This window comes from Pseudomonas sp. GM25 (assembly GCF_000282255.1).
Lineage (GTDB): Bacteria > Pseudomonadota > Gammaproteobacteria > Pseudomonadales > Pseudomonadaceae > Aquipseudomonas > Aquipseudomonas aphyarum.
In genome coordinates this window covers 43,029-58,595 of record NZ_AKJQ01000059.1, presented here as the reverse complement: position 1 = coordinate 58,595, position 15,567 = coordinate 43,029, and the positions used below count along the sequence as shown (strand labels likewise).

16 protein-coding genes are annotated in these 15,567 nt (G+C 61.2%); 10 read left to right on the top strand and 6 right to left on the bottom strand.

What is annotated here, in order from left to right; translation table 11 throughout:
- Positions 1 to 2 precede the first annotated feature (2 nt).
- The 4 genes from PMI24_RS23405 (at position 3) to arfB (ending at position 4,336) form a co-directional block, all read left to right on the top strand.
- Positions 3 to 194, top strand: coding sequence for a DUF1289 domain-containing protein (locus tag PMI24_RS23405; protein ID WP_007958358.1), 192 nt, complete (start codon positions 3 to 5; stop codon positions 192 to 194).
- A gap of 153 nt (positions 195 to 347) precedes the next feature.
- Complete coding sequence (rluB, locus tag PMI24_RS23400) at positions 348 to 1,565, top strand: 23S rRNA pseudouridine(2605) synthase RluB (RefSeq protein WP_007958356.1); 1,218 nt, start codon at positions 348 to 350, stop codon at positions 1,563 to 1,565.
- Between the two features lie 848 nt (positions 1,566 to 2,413).
- On the top strand, positions 2,414 to 3,832 hold the full coding sequence (locus PMI24_RS23395; protein WP_007958354.1) for an amino acid permease: 1,419 nt from the start codon (positions 2,414 to 2,416) through the stop codon (positions 3,830 to 3,832).
- A gap of 90 nt (positions 3,833 to 3,922) precedes the next feature.
- Complete coding sequence (gene arfB / locus PMI24_RS23390) at positions 3,923 to 4,336, top strand: alternative ribosome rescue aminoacyl-tRNA hydrolase ArfB (protein WP_007958352.1); 414 nt, start codon at positions 3,923 to 3,925, stop codon at positions 4,334 to 4,336.
- On the opposite strand, the gene PMI24_RS23385 is transcribed toward arfB, so the two are convergent.
- The 6 genes from PMI24_RS23385 to phhA form a co-directional block, all read right to left on the bottom strand.
- Positions 4,333 to 5,520: an MFS transporter gene (locus PMI24_RS23385; protein WP_162831796.1), complete on the bottom strand. Its 1,188-nt coding sequence runs from the start codon at positions 5,518 to 5,520 to the stop codon at positions 4,333 to 4,335. The two genes, arfB and PMI24_RS23385, sit on opposite strands and share 4 nt — an antisense overlap.
- A gap of 95 nt (positions 5,521 to 5,615) precedes the next feature.
- The gene (locus PMI24_RS23380) at positions 5,616 to 5,795 is read right to left on the bottom strand and encodes a hypothetical protein (protein ID WP_007958348.1); all 180 of its coding nucleotides are present in this window, start codon (positions 5,793 to 5,795) and stop codon (positions 5,616 to 5,618) included.
- A gap of 73 nt (positions 5,796 to 5,868) precedes the next feature.
- Positions 5,869 to 6,000, bottom strand: a complete 132-nt coding sequence (locus tag PMI24_RS29615) for a hypothetical protein (RefSeq protein ID WP_007958347.1) — start codon at positions 5,998 to 6,000, stop codon at positions 5,869 to 5,871.
- A gap of 319 nt (positions 6,001 to 6,319) precedes the next feature.
- A complete protein-coding gene (locus PMI24_RS23375) occupies positions 6,320 to 7,513 on the bottom strand; it encodes an amino acid aminotransferase (protein WP_007958346.1) in 1,194 nt (397 codons plus the stop codon).
- Complete coding sequence (locus PMI24_RS23370; RefSeq protein ID WP_003222798.1) at positions 7,513 to 7,869, bottom strand: 4a-hydroxytetrahydrobiopterin dehydratase; 357 nt, start codon at positions 7,867 to 7,869, stop codon at positions 7,513 to 7,515. Before PMI24_RS23370 ends, PMI24_RS23375 begins: the two co-directional genes overlap by 1 nt.
- Positions 7,870 to 7,978: 109 nt before the next feature.
- Positions 7,979 to 8,770, bottom strand: coding sequence for a phenylalanine 4-monooxygenase (phhA, locus tag PMI24_RS23365; RefSeq protein ID WP_007958345.1), 792 nt, complete (start codon positions 8,768 to 8,770; stop codon positions 7,979 to 7,981).
- Between the two features lie 280 nt (positions 8,771 to 9,050).
- Here phhA and PMI24_RS23360 point away from each other — a divergent pair, with 280 nt between their 5' ends.
- The 6 genes from PMI24_RS23360 to flgJ all read left to right on the top strand — a co-directional run bounded on the left by PMI24_RS23360 (position 9,051) and on the right by flgJ (position 15,558).
- Positions 9,051 to 10,613, top strand: coding sequence for a sigma-54-dependent phenylalanine hydroxylase transcriptional regulator PhhR (locus PMI24_RS23360; RefSeq protein ID WP_007958344.1), 1,563 nt, complete (start codon positions 9,051 to 9,053; stop codon positions 10,611 to 10,613).
- A 204-nt stretch (positions 10,614 to 10,817) separates the two neighbouring features.
- A complete protein-coding gene (locus PMI24_RS23355) occupies positions 10,818 to 11,558 on the top strand; it encodes a flagellar basal body rod protein FlgF (protein WP_007958343.1) in 741 nt (246 codons plus the stop codon).
- A gap of 45 nt (positions 11,559 to 11,603) precedes the next feature.
- Complete coding sequence (flgG, locus tag PMI24_RS23350; RefSeq protein WP_007958342.1) at positions 11,604 to 12,389, top strand: flagellar basal-body rod protein FlgG; 786 nt, start codon at positions 11,604 to 11,606, stop codon at positions 12,387 to 12,389.
- A 53-nt stretch (positions 12,390 to 12,442) separates the two neighbouring features.
- Complete coding sequence (gene flgH / locus PMI24_RS23345; RefSeq protein ID WP_007958341.1) at positions 12,443 to 13,138, top strand: flagellar basal body L-ring protein FlgH; 696 nt, start codon at positions 12,443 to 12,445, stop codon at positions 13,136 to 13,138.
- A 27-nt stretch (positions 13,139 to 13,165) separates the two neighbouring features.
- Positions 13,166 to 14,254, top strand: coding sequence for a flagellar basal body P-ring protein FlgI (locus tag PMI24_RS23340; RefSeq protein WP_045121865.1), 1,089 nt, complete (start codon positions 13,166 to 13,168; stop codon positions 14,252 to 14,254).
- 11 nt (positions 14,255 to 14,265) lie between these two features.
- Positions 14,266 to 15,558: a flagellar assembly peptidoglycan hydrolase FlgJ gene (gene flgJ, locus PMI24_RS23335; RefSeq protein WP_007958338.1), complete on the top strand. Its 1,293-nt coding sequence runs from the start codon at positions 14,266 to 14,268 to the stop codon at positions 15,556 to 15,558.
- The last annotated feature ends 9 nt before the right edge of the window (positions 15,559 to 15,567 follow it).

Here is a 15,567-nt window from a genome sequence, read left to right as displayed (position 1 = left end):
GCATGAGCTCGACCAAGGATCCGTGCATCAGCGTCTGCAAGTTCAGCGACGACATCTGCCTCGGCTGCGGCCGCAGCAAGCGCGAGATCCGGGCCTGGAAGAAACTCGACAAGGACGACAAGCGCACCGTACTGGCCGAAGCTGCGCTGCGTCTGATCAAGCTCGGGGCCACCGGTCGGCGGAAAAAGAAATAACCTTGCCCTGATCGACTAGTCTCTGATGCGCGCGCGGCCACATCCGCGTATGATTCGCGACCCTTCGGCGATCCCTTCGCCCGAAAACCCAGATTTCAACGCTTCAGCGGCTCATTCAACGCCGCTGAACAGACCACACCGGGAGGTGCCCAGATGAGTGACATCAATCAGAAAGACGACCAGGAAATCGGCCCAGCAGGCGAAAAGCTGCAGAAAGTCCTCGCCCGTATCGGCGTCGGCTCGCGCCGTGACGTCGAATCCTGGATTGCTGCCGGCCGGATCAAGGTCAATGGCAAAGACGCCACTTTGGGCCTGCGTGTCGACATGCACGACGCCATCACCATTGATGGCAAGGTCATCAAGCGTGAAGAAGCCGCCGAGTCGGTTCGCCGCGTGATCATGTACAACAAGCCCGACGGCGAGATCTGCACCCGTGACGACCCGGAAGGCCGTCCTACCGTGTTCGACAAGCTGCCGCGTCCGAAAGAAGGCCGCTGGATCAACATCGGTCGTCTCGACATCAACACCACCGGTCTGCTGATGTTCACCACCGACGGTGAACTGGCCAACCGTCTGATGCACCCGTCCTACGAGATGGACCGCGAGTACGCGGTGCGTGTACGTGGCGAAGTCGATGACGAAATGATCGAGCGCCTGAAGGCCGGCGTTGTGCTGGAAGACGGCCCGGCGCGTTTCACCGACATTCAACAGGCACCGGGCGGCGAAGGCTTCAACCACTGGTATCACTGCGTGGTGATGGAAGGCCGTAACCGTGAAGTACGTCGCCTGTGGGAATCCCAGGGCCTGGTGGTCAGCCGTCTGAAGCGCGTGCGTTTCGGTCCGGTGTTCCTCAACTCCGACCTGCCGATGGGCCGCTGGCGCGAAATGAGCCAGTACGAAGTCGACGTGCTGAGCGCCGAAGTCGGCCTGACTCCGGTGGCCATGCCGCAACTGAATGCCAAGAGCAAAGACAAGCTCGACCGCATGCAGCGCAAGTCGTCGCGTCCGATGGCCCGCACCGAGCGCGTGCGCACCCTGCGTCCGGCCAACGGTGCACCGATTGGCGCCGGTCCGCGTCCGGTCCGCGAGCCGCAGATCGAAGGTGAGCGTCCAGGTCGCAAGCCGGCAGCGCGTCCGGATGGCGAGCGCGGTCCACGTACTCCGCGTCCGGCCAACGGCCGTACCGAGCGGGGCGAAGGTCGCGGTACGCCGGTGGCGGATCGTCCAGTCGACACCAAGCGTCCGTCCAAGCCATCGCCGAAGCGTCCAGGCATCAAGCTGGCTGATGATGACAAGCCGTCGGGCAAGCGCCGTGGCGCACCGGCCGGTTCCGGCCAGCGTCCGGGTTTCGGTCGCAAGAAGCCGGAATAACGCGGTTGTAAGCTGCGAGCGGCAAGCTTCAAGCTGAAAACAGAAACGCCAACCTCAGGGTTGGCGTTTTTTTTTGGACTTTTTATTTCTATTTTTTGGGCATGTTTTTCTTGTTTTAAAACAAAAAACTTAACGTCTTTCAAATAGTTAGCCAGCTAACGTCAATTACCGGACGCCGCTTCGATGGGTCTGGAGTGGAAACTTTACGTTACGCACTGTCAGTGAATATTTACGAAAAAGCCGTCGCAGTCCCGTGAATCGGGTGCCTTTGTCAGGCTGTAAGGAAAATCTGCCGGAGCCAGGCCCGCCGGGCCTTGCGCAGCGCTCTGGCGCGCTTGTTTCAGCGTCGTTTGGAAGGTGAGATGCGCTGCATGCCTGTCGTGCAGGTGCATAACAAGAAGGAGGCGCAATGAACGCCGTAATCCAATTTCACTTCTCCACGTGGGGCGGATTTTCCATCGTCCACGCCGATGGCCTGCAAAGGCCTGACTCAATTTTTGCAGCCGCCCGGGCCTCCCGGGGTGGACACATGCAATCCCGGCAACCGACACGCTGATCCGGCGAGGTCTGGCAGCAGGGGGTTAGCGGTGTACAATGCGCCGCGTTTTAACTGTGACCCTCTGCGTAATCGCGCAAACCTCAAGGTTTATCCGCCTTGTTCACTCCGCCGCGTCACAAGCGTGTCGGGTTCGATTTCGTCACAGATAAAAACAAACAGGTGACGCATGACCGTTGTAAAAAAGCTGAATTCCTGGTGCCTGCGCTGGGGTTTGATCAAGGTTGGCTGAAATCGCAACCTTGCAGCAACGTCTACTGAACATCATCAAACCTTGCGTGAGACCTTTTTCATGAGTGGACAAAACTCGCAATCAGGCGAGCTGAAACGCGGCCTGAAAAATCGCCATATTCAACTGATCGCCCTCGGTGGCGCGATCGGTACCGGATTGTTCCTCGGCTCGGCCGGGGTGCTGAAATCCGCCGGCCCGTCAATGATCCTCGGCTATGCCATCTGCGGCTTCATCGCCTTCATGATCATGCGCCAGCTCGGCGAAATGATCGTCGAAGAGCCGGTGGCCGGCTCCTTCAGCCACTTTGCGCACAAGTATTGGGGCGGTTTCGCCGGTTTCCTGTCGGGCTGGAACTGCTGGATCCTGTACATCCTGGTGGGCATGTCGGAGCTGACCGCGGTCGGCAAATACATCCACTACTGGGCGCCGGAGATCCCGAGCTGGGTGACCGCCGCTGCGTTCTTCGTGCTGATCAACGCGATCAACCTGGCCAACGTCAAAGTCTTCGGTGAGGCCGAATTCTGGTTCGCGATCATCAAGGTCGTGGCGATCGTCGGCATGATCGCCCTGGGCAGCTACCTGCTGGTCAGCGGCCATGGCGGCCCGCAGGCTTCGGTCAGCAACCTGTGGTCCCACGGCGGCTTCTTCCCGAACGGCGTCAGCGGTCTGGTGATGGCAATGGCGATCATCATGTTCTCCTTCGGCGGTCTGGAAATGCTCGGTTTCACCGCAGCCGAAGCCGACAAGCCGAAAACCGTGATCCCGAAAGCGATCAACCAGGTGATCTACCGGATCCTGATTTTCTACATCGGCGCACTGGTGATCCTGCTGTCGCTGACCCCGTGGGACAGCCTGCTGGAAACCCTCAACGCTTCGGGCGATTCCTACAGCGGCAGCCCGTTCGTGCAGGTGTTCTCGATGCTCGGCAGCAACACTGCTGCGCACATCCTCAACTTCGTGGTTCTGACCGCGGCATTGTCGGTGTACAACAGCGGCACCTACTGCAACAGCCGCATGCTGCTGGGCATGGCCGAGCAGGGTGATGCGCCGAAAGCGCTGGCGAAGATCGACAAGCGCGGCGTGCCGGTGCGTTCGATCCTGGCCTCGGCGGCGGTAACTCTGGTGGCCGTGCTGCTCAACTACCTGATCCCGCAACACGCGCTGGAACTGCTGATGTCGCTGGTGGTTGCAACACTGGTGATCAACTGGGCGATGATCAGCTTCTCGCACTTCAAGTTCCGCCAACACATGAACAAGACTAACCAGACGCCGCTGTTCAAGGCGCTGTGGTACCCGTACGGCAACTACATCTGCCTGGCGTTCGTCCTGTTCATTCTCGGCGTGATGCTGCTGATCCCGGGCATTCAGATCTCGGTGTACGCGATCCCGGTGTGGGTGGTGTTCATGTGGGTCTGCTACGTGATCAAGAACAAGCGCGGTGCACAACAGGCACTGCACGCGGCGAACGCTGCCAAGTAAGCGTCGCAGCAAAAACAACAAACCCGGCCACGTGCCGGGTTTTTTGTGCTTTCGCGGTATCCTGCGGGTTCTGAATACGGACGCTTTTCCATGCTGGTGATTTCCAACAACGTGCATCTGCCGGATGCCGAGATCGAACTGACGTACATCCGCGCCCAGGGCGCCGGAGGGCAGAACGTTAACAAGGTCTCCAGCGCCGTGCATTTGCGTTTCGACATTCCGGCCTCGTCCTTGCCCGAGTTCTACAAGGAGCGACTGCTGGCGTTGCGCGACAGCCGCATCACCAGCGACGGTGTGTTGATCATCAAGGCTCAGCAATATCGTACGCAGGAACAGAATCGCGCCGATGCGCTGGAGCGTTTGACCGAGCTGATCCTCAGCGCCACCAAGGTCGAGAAGAAGCGCCGGCCGACCAAGCCGACGCTGGGCTCAAAGAAACGTCGGCTGGAATCGAAAACCAAGCGCGGCAGCATCAAGGCCGGGCGCGGCAAGGTGGATTTCTAGTCTTCGCGGTACTTCGCCGTGTGGCGGTACAGATAGACGCTCAATGCCAGACCGCTCAGCGCCGCGAGGGCGGCGAACAGGAAGATCGAGGCAAAGCCGAAGCCCGCCGCAATCGCACCCGCCAGCGGCCCGGTGATGCCCAGCGACAAGTCGATGAACAGCGAATACGCCCCGACCGCCGCACCTCGACTGGAGGCTGGCACCAGGTTTACGGCTTCCACGCCCAGCGCCGGGAACACCAGCGAGAAACCGAAACCGCTCAATGCCGCACCGGCCAATGCCCAGTGCGCGTCCGGCGCGAGCCACAGCAACAGCAGGCCCAGGGTTTCCACCGACAGGCAGGCAATCGCCACACGAAAGCCGCCGAGGCGGTTGATCAAGTTGCCGAACAGCAGCCGCGCTCCGATGAAGCTGGCGCCGAACAGGCTCAGGCACAGCACCGCGTTATCCCAGTGCTGCGTGGCGTAATACAGAGTGATGAAGGTGGCGATAGTGCCGAAACCGATCGAGCCCAGCGCCAGTCCGCAGCCGTGCGGGAAGACGCGACCGAGAACATGCATGAACGGCAGACGCTCACCAGCCACAATCGGCGCGGCGGTTTTCGGCCAGGCCAGCAACAGCCCCAGCGTGGCCAGCAACAGAATGCTCACGCCCATGCTCCACAAGCCAAAACGGCTGACCAGCCACACCCCCAGCGGCGCACCGACCGCCAGCGCACCGTAACTGGCGATGCCGTTCCACGAGATGACCTTGGCGGTGTTGGCGGCGCCGACGCGGCCGATGCCCCAGCCGATCGAGCCTGAGCCGACCAGGCTTTCAGCGCTGCCCAACACCAGGCGACCGACGAACAGGCTGATCAGGCTCAGCAGCGGCAGATTGGGCGTCCACGCCGAAATCAACATGAACACACCGCTCAAGCCACAACCGGCCAGACCAATCATCACCGCACGTTTGCTGCCCTTGTTGTCGATGATCTTGCCGGCATACGGACGGCTGAGCAGGGTGGCGAGGTATTGCACGCTGATCACCAGCCCGGCGATGACCGCGCCGAAGCCCAGGTCGCTGTGCACATAACCTGGCAGCACCGCCAGCGGAATGCCGATGTTCAGGTAGCCGATGAAGGTGAACAGGACGATGGAAACGACTTGCAGCGTGACCGCCAGGGGACGCTGGGGTTCTGGCATAGAGGACGACATGAATTACGATCCACGGGAAGAGCAGAATAGATAGGCTGCTCATGATACCGATGCGGACGCGTCTGGGGCGGGGAAAAGTAAAACTATTTGGCCGGGGCGACCAATTGCGTGGTGACCAGTGCGGCCAGCGCGTTTTCTTCGCTGCCGAAACGGGCGAGCAGGGCGGCCTGTTTCTCGGGCGAGAGACGGCTCCAGATCTCGATCATCTTCTCGGTGGCACCGATCAGGATCTCGGCCTGTTGTTCATCGAATTCTTTGGACATGGCAGCTCAGGTTTCAGGCAGTGTGGAAAGCGCATGTTAGCGCTTTCCACACGGTCTGTACGGCGGGTGTTGCTTACTCTTCGCTGTCGGCCGGACGGCTCTCGGCGGCTTCTTTCGGCTCGGGCTGTTGGGCACCGGCTTGTTGCGTGGTCGTCTGCTCAGTTTCGTGCAGGCTTGGGAAGGGGAGATTCGGAATCTCGTGCATGGTTGCGCTCCTCGCTAAGTCTGTTGATAGATCTGGTAGATCCGCGCTTTCAGAAAGCCTGCGAAGGATACAGCAGGAAAAGTGACAAACAGATTTTTAAATCCATTTGTTTCGACGGGCGGGATTGTCTAGACAAGTGCGACAGGGTGACGCAGGGAAAATGCAGGGGCGAGCCTGCTCGCGATGAGTGCGCCTGATCGTTCCCACGCTCTGCGTGGGAATGCAGCCCGGGACGCTCTGCGTCCCTGCCGAAGCGGACGCGGAGCGTCCATTGAGGCATTCCCACGCGGAGCGTGGGAACGATCAGGGCAAGGGGGAGTTATTTGCAGACGCTGGCGATCGCTTCGGCCAGCAGATCCAGACGTGTCGCATCAATCCCGGCGACGTTGGCCCGGCCCGAGCTGACCATGTACACGCTGTGATGCTCGCGCAGGTTTTTCACCTGTTCCGGCGACAGGCCGGTGTAGGAGAACATCCCGCGTTGCACGCCGATGTGCGCAAAGCGCTCGCGCAGACCGTGCGGTTCCAGCGCTTCCACCAGCCCGCTGCGCAACTGGGCGATGCGCAGACGCATGGCTTCCACTTCGTCGGCCCAGCGGCTTTTCAGCTCCGGGTCGGCGAGGATCGTGGCAACGACGGCTGCGCCGTGATCCGGTGGCGTCGACCACAGGTTACGGGCGATGTGCGCCAGCTGGCTGCGGATATCGATGAGCTTGTCAGCGGTTTTCGCGCTCACAATCAACGCACCGGTGCGATCGCGGTACAGGCCGAAGTTCTTCGAGCAGGAGCTGGTGATCAGCAGCTCGGGCAACGCGGCTGCGAACAGCCGGGTCGACCACGCATCCTGCTCCAGACCGTCGCCGAAGCCCTGGTAGGCAAAGTCGATCAGCGGCAGCAGATCGCGGCGACGGACCACGTCCAGCACTCGCTGCCAGTCGTCGTGACTCAGGTCGAAACCGGTCGGGTTGTGGCAGCACGCGTGCAGCAGCACCACATCGCCTTTCGGCACTTCATTGAGCACGGCGAGCATCGCATCGACGTCGAGGCGGTTGTCGCTACCGACGTACGGGTAATGGCTGATCTTGACCCCGGCGGCCGCGAAAATCGTTTCGTGGATCGGCCAGGTCGGATTGCTCAGCCACACGCCTTTGCCCGGCAGGCATTGCGCGATGAAATCCGCCGCCAGACGCAGTGCGCCAGTGCCGCCCGGGGTCTGGGTGGCGCCGGCGCGTTGCCCGGCGATCAGCGCCGAATCGGCACCAAGCACCAGCTCGTTGATGACCTTGCCGAACAGCGGATTGCCGTGGCCACCGATGTAGGTCTTGGTGTCCTGGCTCTCGACCAGACGCGCCTCGGCGATTTTCACCGCTTCGGGGATCGGCGTCAGGCCCTGGGCATCCTTGTAGACGCCCACGCCGAGGTCGAACTTGCGCGGGTTGGAGTCCTGCGCGTAGGCCTCCATCAGGCCGAGGATCGGGTCGCCGGGCACCCGGCCGATGGCGTCGAAGTGCATTACTTGCGTCCTTCTGCGGTCTTGGCCACTTCGTCAGTGCGCGCGGCCATGATGAAGTCGTTGCGGTGCAGGCCTTTGATCGAGTGGCTCCACCAGGTCACGGTGACTTTGCCCCACTCGGTCAGCAGGCCCGGGTGGTGACCTTCGGCCTCGGAGATCTCGCCGACGGCGTTGGTGAAGGCCAGCGCGTGCTTGAAATTCTTGAACAGGAAGACTTTTTCCAGCTGCATGATGCTGTCGCGTACTTCGATGTTCCAGTCAGGGATCTGCTTGATCAGGATCGGCAGTTCTTCATCGCTGACTTGTGGGGCATCGGCACGGCAGGCTTCGCAATGGGCTTGGTTCAAAGTGGACATGGTGGACTTCCTGAAATCTGAAGGTGTTTTTTATATTGGCGGTCAGTGTCGCCACGCTAAACCAAAGTGGCGACGACGGACAGACTCACTTGTAAGCAAAAGTCGCGGGTCACGCGGCTTTTGGTTTTGGCGGAAACTTCGGTGCGTGCAGACCCAGCTGCATGCCTTGCTTGACCATGCCCATGATGTCTTCGTGGGCCAGGTCGAACAGGCGCTTGAGGTTCGGCAGGACAAAATACAGCGGTTGCAGAATGTCGATGCGATACGGCGTGCGCATGGCTTCCAGCGGATCGAAGGCCTGATGCTCGGGCTCGTCCGACAGCGAATAAACAGTTTCTTTCGGCGAAGACAGGATGCCGCCACCGTAGATGCGTTTGCCTTGGGGGGTGTCGACCAGGCCGAACTCGATGGTCATCCAGTACAGACGCGCCAGATAAACGCGTTCTTCCTTGGTCGCTTGCAGGCCGAGCTTGCCGTAGGTGTGGGTGAATTCGGCGAACCACGGGTTGGTCAGCAGCGGGCAGTGGCCAAAGATCTCGTGGAAAATGTCCGGCTCTTGCAGGTAGTCCAGTTCTTCACGGGTACGAATGAACGTGGCCACCGGAAACTGCTTGCTGGCGAGCAATTCGAAAAATGTCTGGAAGGGGATCAGCGCCGGGACGCGGGCAACCTGCCAACCGGTGGTCTCGCCGAGCACCTTGTTGATTTCGCCCAGTTGCGGAATGCGGTCGTGGGGCAGACCGAGTTTTTCGATACCGTCCAGGTATTCCTGGCACGCACGACCCTCGATCACTTTCATCTGGCGGGTGATCAGCGTGTTCCACACCGCGTGTTCTTCGGCGGGGTAGTCGATAAAACCTTGCGCATCGGGCTCGCGGGCCACGTATTGCGTCTGCTTCATACTGCTCTCCTGCGAGGGGAATTTCGTTCTTGTTATGTCCTGCGATGGACTGAGAAATACCCCGGAACGTTCGTTGTTGCAGCAGGTTGAAGACCGGTCGAGTAGGAAAAGTCTCTTTAATTCGTAAAATTTTCGTTACGCTTCGTGCGATAAGTCGTGTTTGCGGTGACTGTCGGGTTTGAAAAGGCCGATGGCTGTCACATAATCTTGACGACTATCTTGCGCGACGCGCAGAAAATTCCGGCGTCAGATCGCCTCTTCACCTGTTTCGGGCCTTTATATGCGTATCAAAGTCCACTGCCAGAACCGCATCGGCATCCTGCGCGACATTCTCAATCTGCTGGTGGAGTACGGGATCAACGTCGCCCGTGGCGAGGTGGGCGGTGAGCATGGCAACGCGATCTACCTGCATTGCCCGAACCTGATCAACATTCAGTTCCAGGCGTTGCGACCGAAGTTCGAGGCGATTGCCGGGGTGTTTGGCGTCAAGCGGGTCGGGCTGATGCCCAGCGAGCGGCGGCACATGGAGTTGAATGCGCTGCTCGGTGCGCTGGAGTTTCCGGTGCTGTCGATCGACATGGGCGGCTCCATCGTGGCGGCCAACCGTGCGGCGGCGCAGTTGCTCGGGGTGCGGGTGGACGAGGTGCCGGGGATTCCGTTGTCGCGTTACGCCGAAGATTTTGACCTGCCGGAACTGGTGCGCGCCAACAAATCGCGAATCAACGGCATGCGGGTCAAGGTCAAGGGCGACATTTTTCTGGCCGACATCGCGCCGCTGCAATCGGAACACGACGACAGCGAGGCCATGGCCGGTGCCGTGCTCACCCTGCACCGCGCGGACCGGGTCGGCGAGCGCATCTATAACGTGCGCAAACAAGAGCTGCGTGGCTTCGACAGCATCTTCCAGAGCTCGAAAGTGATGGCGGCGGTGGTGCGCGAAGCACGACGCATGGCACCGCTGGATGCGCCGTTGTTGATTGAAGGTGAAACCGGCACCGGCAAGGAATTGCTGGCGCGGGCCTGCCATTTGGCGAGCCCGCGCGGACAGTCGCCGTTGATGGCGCTCAACTGCGCGGGGCTGCCGGAGTCGATGGCCGAGACCGAACTGTTCGGCTACGGCCCAGGTGCCTTTGAAGGCGCGCGGGCCGAAGGCAAGCTCGGGCTGCTGGAGCTGACGGCGGGCGGCACGCTGTTCCTCGATGGCGTCGGCGAAATGAGCCCGCGCTTGCAGGTGAAATTGTTGCGCTTCCTGCAGGACGGCTGCTTTCGGCGGGTGGGCAGTGATGAAGAGGTTTACCTGGACGTGCGGGTGATCTGCGCAACCCAGGTCGACCTATCGGAGTTGTGCGCGCGCGGCGAGTTTCGCCAGGACCTGTATCACCGCTTGAACGTGCTGTCGCTGCACATCCCGCCACTGCGCGAATGCCTCGATGGTTTGACGCCGCTGGTGGAACACTTCCTCGATCAGGCCAGCCGGCAGATCGGCTGCCCGTTGCCGAAACTGGCGCCGGCGGCGATGGACCGGCTCAGTCATTACCATTGGCCGGGCAATGTGCGGCAGTTGGAGAACGTGTTGTTCCAGGCGGTTTCGCTGTGCGAAGGCGGCACGGTCAAGGCCGAGCACATTCGCCTGCCGGATTACGGCGTGCGTCAGCCGCTTGGCGATTTCTCCCTCGAAGGCGGGCTGGACGAGATTGTCGGGCGCTTCGAGAAAGCGGTGCTTGAGCGACTGTATTCAGAGCATCCGAGCAGCCGGCAACTGGGCAAGCGGCTCGGGGTTTCGCACACCACGATTGCCAACAAGCTGCGTGAGTATGAAGTCGGCAAGGATGCGTCCGAGTGATCACGGCCGGATCGGGTGTTTGCCGCCAAGCGGCATGACACCGCCGGTTTTTCGACTTCGATACATTTCCCTCCTCCCCGCAAACTCCCTCAAGTCCTTTGTTTACCGGGCCCTCGGCCGCCAGAAAAAAGTTGGTCTGCAAATTGCTTATGGCTCAGCAGTACAGCGGTGGGCGGCAAACGTCCGGCATGCAGAGGAAAGAGTGTGGACAAGTACCTTTATGTGGCAATGACCGGCGCCAGCCAGAACGCACTGGCGCAAAAGGCTCATGCCAACAACCTGGCGAACATCTCCACCAACGGTTTTCAGCGCGACTTGGAACAGGCGCGTTCGATGCCGGTGTTCGGTGACAGCTTTCCGGCGCGTGCGTTTGCCATGAGCGAACGGCCCGCCACCGACTTCACGCCGGGCTCGCTGGTGCAGACCGGTCGTGACCTCGACGTGGCCGTGTCGGGCAACGGCTGGATCGCCGTGCAGAACCCTAATGGCGGTGAAAGCTACGTGCGCACCGGTAGCCTCAATATCGATGCCCTCGGCGTGTTGCGTGCCGGCAACGGCATGCCGGTCATGGGCAACGGCGGTCCGATCGCCGTGCCGCCGGAGCAGCAGGTGGAAGTCGGTGAAGACGGCACCATCAGCATCCGTGCGATGGGCGAGGGCCCGCGCGTCATGGCCGAAGTCGACCGCATCAAGCTGGTCAACCCGGACATCAAGAACATGAACAAGGGCCTGGACGGTTCGATCTACACCAAGGACGGCCAGCCTGCGCCGGCCGATGCCAATGTCAAACTGGTGTCGGGTTTCCTGGAGTCGAGCAACGTCAATGCCGTGGAAGAGATGACGTCGGTGCTGGCCCTGGCCAAGCAGTTCGAACTGCACGTCAAGATGATGAACACCGCCAAAGACGACGACCAGGCCATGGCTCGGGTCTTGCAGATCAGCTAATTATCAGAACGTCGCGCCGTAAAACAGGCGCACGAGGAGAATCGAATGCTTCCGGCTCTATGGGTTGCCAAAACCGGTCTGTCCGCCCAGGACACCAACCTGACCACCATTTCCAACAACCTGGCGAACGTGTCGACCACGGGTTTCAAACGTGACCGCGCCGAGTTCCAGGACTTGCTGTACCAGATCAAGCGTCAGCCAGGCGCCCAGTCGACCCAGGACAGCGAACTGCCGTCGGGTCTGCAAGTGGGTACCGGTGTGCGCATTGTCGGCACTCAGAAAAACTTCACCGCCGGCAGCCTGCAAACTACCGAGCAGCCGCTGGACATGGCCATCGACGGTCGCGGTTTCTTCCAGATCCTGCAGCCGGACGGCACCACGTCCTACACCCGTGACGGTACTTTCCACCTCGACTCCAACGGCCAGATCGTCAACGCCAGCGGTTTCGCCCTGGAGCCGGCCATCGTCATCCCGAACAACGCCCAGACCTTCACTGTTGGCCGTGACGGCACCGTGTCGATCACCGTGGCCGGCAACGCCGCTTCGCAAGTGATCGGCAACCTGCAAACCGCCGACTTCATCAACCCGGCCGGTCTGCAAGCGGTAGGCAACAACCTGTTCCTGGAAACCGCCGCTTCCGGTGCACCGCAAGTCGGTACTCCGGGCCTGAACGGTTTCGGCACCACCCTGCAGAACACCCTGGAAACCTCCAACGTCAGCACCGTGGAAGAGATGGTCAACATGATCACCACCCAGCGCGCGTACGAGATGAACTCCAAGGTGATCTCCACCGCCGACCAGATGCTCTCGTTCGTAACGCAGAATCTGTAATCAAGTCTATGAGGCGGCCATGAGGTCGCCTGCAACACCGTGAGGTAAGGGTCATGAAGCGCTTTGTATCTGTTGTGGCATTGAGTGGGGTCGTCTCGCTCGCGGGCTGCGTCGCTCCGACGCCCAAGCCCAATGATCCTTACTACGCCCCGGTGTTGCCGCGCACACCGTTGCCGTCGGCCTCCAACAACGGCTCGATCTATCAGGCCGGTTTCGAGCAGAACCTGTACAGCGACCGCAAGGCGTTCCGGGTCGGTGACATCATCACCATCACCCTGAACGAGAAGACCCAGGCCAGCAAGAACGCCAACTCGCAGGTGGCCAAGAACAGCAAGACCGGTATTGGTCTGACGTCGCTGTTCGGCAGCAGTGCGACCACCAACAACCCGATCGGCAGCAATGACCTGAGCCTGAGCGCCAGCTACGAAGGCGACCGTGCGACCAAAGGTGACAGCAAGGCCGCCCAGGGCAACACCCTGACCGGCTCGATCACCGTGACTGTTGCCGACGTGCTGCCCAACGGCATCATCGCCGTGCGCGGCGAGAAGTGGATGACCCTCAACACCGGCGACGAGCTGGTGCGGATCGCCGGTCTCGTGCGGGCCGATGACATCGCCACCGACAACACCGTGTCCTCGACCCGGGTCGCCGATGCGCGCATCACCTACTCGGGCACCGGTTCGTTCGCCGATGCGAGTCAGCCAGGCTGGTTCGACCGTTTCTTCCTCAGCCCGCTGTTCCCTTTCTAGGTGGCTACGTTGAATCTGAAAAGCTTTATGGTGGCTGCGCTGTTGCTGTCGGCGGCCTTCAATGCACAAGCCGAACGGTTGAAGGACATCGCCAGCATTTCCGGCGTGCGTTCCAACCAGTTGATCGGCTATGGCCTGGTGGTCGGTCTTAACGGCACCGGCGACCAGACCACGCAGACCCCGTTCACCCTGCAGACCTTCAACAACATGCTCTCGCAGTTCGGCATCAAGGTGCCGCCGGGATCGGGCAACGTGCAGCTGAAAAACGTTGCGGCGGTATCGGTGAGTGCCGATCTGCCGGCGTTCGCCAAACCGGGTCAGCAGGTCGACATCACCGTGTCGTCCATCGGTAACTCCAAGAGCCTGCGCGGCGGCACTCTGTTGCTGACCCCGCTCAAGGGTATCGACGGCAACGTTTACGCCATCGCTCAGGGCAACCTGGTGGTTGGCGGTTTCGACGCTGAAGGTCGTGACGGTTCGAAGATCACCGTCAACGTTCCGTCGGCCGGTCGCATCCCTGGTGGTGCGTCGGTGGAGCGTTCGGTGCCGAGCGGTTTCAACCAGGGCAACAGCCTGACACTGAACCTGAACCGTTCCGACTTCACCACTGCCAAGCGCATCGTCGACAAGATCAACGACATGCTCGGCCCTGGCGTCGCCCAGGCCATCGACGGCGGTTCGATCCGCGTGACCGCGCCGCTCGATCCGAGCCAGCGCGTCGACTACCTGTCGATCCTGGAAAACCTCGAAGTCGATCCGGGTCAGGCCGTGGCGAAAGTCATCATCAACTCGCGTACCGGCACCATCGTCATCGGCCAGAACGTGAAGGTATCACCGGCCGCCGTGACCCACGGCAGCCTGACCGTGACCATCACCGAAGACCCGATCGTCAGCCAGCCGGGTCCGCTGTCCAACGGCCAGACCGCCGTGGTGCCGCGCTCGCGGGTGAATGCCGAACAGGAAGCCAAGCCGATGTTCAAGTTCGGCCCGGGCACCACCCTCGACGAGATCGTCCGGGCGGTGAACCAGGTCGGCGCAGCGCCGGGTGACCTGATGGCCATTCTCGAAGCTCTGAAGCAGGCCGGCGCGTTGCAAGCCGACCTGATCGTGATCTGAGGACGGCGACCATGGATATGCGCAAAAGCGGTCTGGTCAGCAGCAGTGATTCGGGTTCGTACTCCGACCTCAATCGTCTGAATCAGCTGAAGGTCGGCGACAAGAACAGCGACGCAAACATGCGCAAGGTCGCGCAGGAATTCGAATCGCTGTTCCTCGGTGAAATGCTCAAGTCGATGCGTTCGGCCACCGAAGCGCTGGGCCAGGACAACCCGCTCAACACGCCGGCCGCCAAGCAGTATCAGGAAATGTACGACCAGCAACTGGCGGTCTCCATGTCCCGCGAGGGCGGGGGTATCGGCCTGGCCGACGTGCTGATGCGCCAGATGTCGAAGAACAAACCGATGGCGCCGGGCGAGGCTGCGGCCGCATCCGCCGCCAAGCAGGAAGAAGCCAAGGCCAAGGCCGCTGCCGTGGCCACGCCGATTGCCGCCGGCACCGTGGCCACCAATGGCCCGTTGTCGCGACTCAATGGCGAGCGTCCGTTGTGGGCGTCGCGCTCGGTGCATGCGCCGAACACCGAGCTGACCCATCGCAATGACATGGAAATGATCAACCAGCGTCGTCTGGCGTTGCCGCCGAAACTGGCGGATCGCTTGCTCGCAGGTCTGGTGCCGTCGGCCACGCCGGCCGCGGCCACTCAACTGCCGCAACGCGCCACGACCGCCGCTGTCACCGGTTCCGGCCCGCTGTACAACGGCGACTGGCTGGACCGCGCCGAGGCGGACAAGGCTTCCGGCGGACAGATGCAGATTTACGGCCGTGCCATGGCGCAGATTCCTCTGGCACCGGCCAAGCGCGCGTTCAGCAACGCCGACCAGTTCGTCAACACCATGTTGCCGATGGCCCAGGAAGCCGCCGCACGCATTGGCGTCGATCCGCGTTATCTGGTGGCTCAGGCGGCGCTGGAAACCGGCTGGGGCAAATCGGTCATGCGCGCCCAGGACGGCAGCAGCAGTCACAACCTGTTCGGCATCAAGGCCAGCAGCAACTGGAAGGGCGATTCGGCCCGGGCGATCACCAGCGAATTCCGCAACGGGCAGATGGTCAAGGAGACGGCCGAGTTCCGTTCCTACGCCTCGTACAAGGACAGCTTCCACGATCTGGTGACTTTGCTGCAGAGCAATAATCGCTATCAAGATGTGCTGAAGTCGGCCGATAACCCAGAACAGTTTGTACGCGAATTGCAGAAGGCCGGTTACGCGACCGACCCGAACTACGCGACGAAGATTTCGCAGATTGCCAAGCAGATGACGGTCAATCAGAACTACGCTGCGGCCGGCGTTTCAACAACGCCCTTATAAACACAAGGT

What these genes read in the sequence shown, in the direction of transcription:
- PMI24_RS23405 (WP_007958358.1), top strand. Translation starts at nt 3, where the DNA reads ATGAGCTCGACCAAGGATCCGTGCATCAGCGTCTGCAAGTTCAGCGAC.
- rluB (WP_007958356.1), top strand. Translation starts at nt 348, where the DNA reads ATGAGTGACATCAATCAGAAAGACGACCAGGAAATCGGCCCAGCAGGC.
- PMI24_RS23395 (WP_007958354.1), top strand. Translation starts at nt 2,414, where the DNA reads ATGAGTGGACAAAACTCGCAATCAGGCGAGCTGAAACGCGGCCTGAAA.
- arfB (WP_007958352.1), top strand. Translation starts at nt 3,923, where the DNA reads ATGCTGGTGATTTCCAACAACGTGCATCTGCCGGATGCCGAGATCGAA.
- PMI24_RS23385 (WP_162831796.1), bottom strand. Translation starts at nt 5,520, where the DNA reads ATGCCAGAACCCCAGCGTCCCCTGGCGGTCACGCTGCAAGTCGTTTCC.
- PMI24_RS23380 (WP_007958348.1), bottom strand. Translation starts at nt 5,795, where the DNA reads ATGTCCAAAGAATTCGATGAACAACAGGCCGAGATCCTGATCGGTGCC.
- PMI24_RS29615 (WP_007958347.1), bottom strand. Translation starts at nt 6,000, where the DNA reads ATGCACGAGATTCCGAATCTCCCCTTCCCAAGCCTGCACGAAACTGAG.
- PMI24_RS23375 (WP_007958346.1), bottom strand. Translation starts at nt 7,513, where the DNA reads ATGCACTTCGACGCCATCGGCCGGGTGCCCGGCGACCCGATCCTCGGC.
- PMI24_RS23370 (WP_003222798.1), bottom strand. Translation starts at nt 7,869, where the DNA reads ATGTCCACTTTGAACCAAGCCCATTGCGAAGCCTGCCGTGCCGATGCC.
- phhA (WP_007958345.1), bottom strand. Translation starts at nt 8,770, where the DNA reads ATGAAGCAGACGCAATACGTGGCCCGCGAGCCCGATGCGCAAGGTTTT.
- PMI24_RS23360 (WP_007958344.1), top strand. Translation starts at nt 9,051, where the DNA reads ATGCGTATCAAAGTCCACTGCCAGAACCGCATCGGCATCCTGCGCGAC.
- flgG (WP_007958342.1), top strand. Translation starts at nt 11,604, where the DNA reads ATGCTTCCGGCTCTATGGGTTGCCAAAACCGGTCTGTCCGCCCAGGAC.
- flgH (WP_007958341.1), top strand. Translation starts at nt 12,443, where the DNA reads ATGAAGCGCTTTGTATCTGTTGTGGCATTGAGTGGGGTCGTCTCGCTC.
- PMI24_RS23340 (WP_045121865.1), top strand. Translation starts at nt 13,166, where the DNA reads ATGGTGGCTGCGCTGTTGCTGTCGGCGGCCTTCAATGCACAAGCCGAA.
- flgJ (WP_007958338.1), top strand. Translation starts at nt 14,266, where the DNA reads ATGGATATGCGCAAAAGCGGTCTGGTCAGCAGCAGTGATTCGGGTTCG.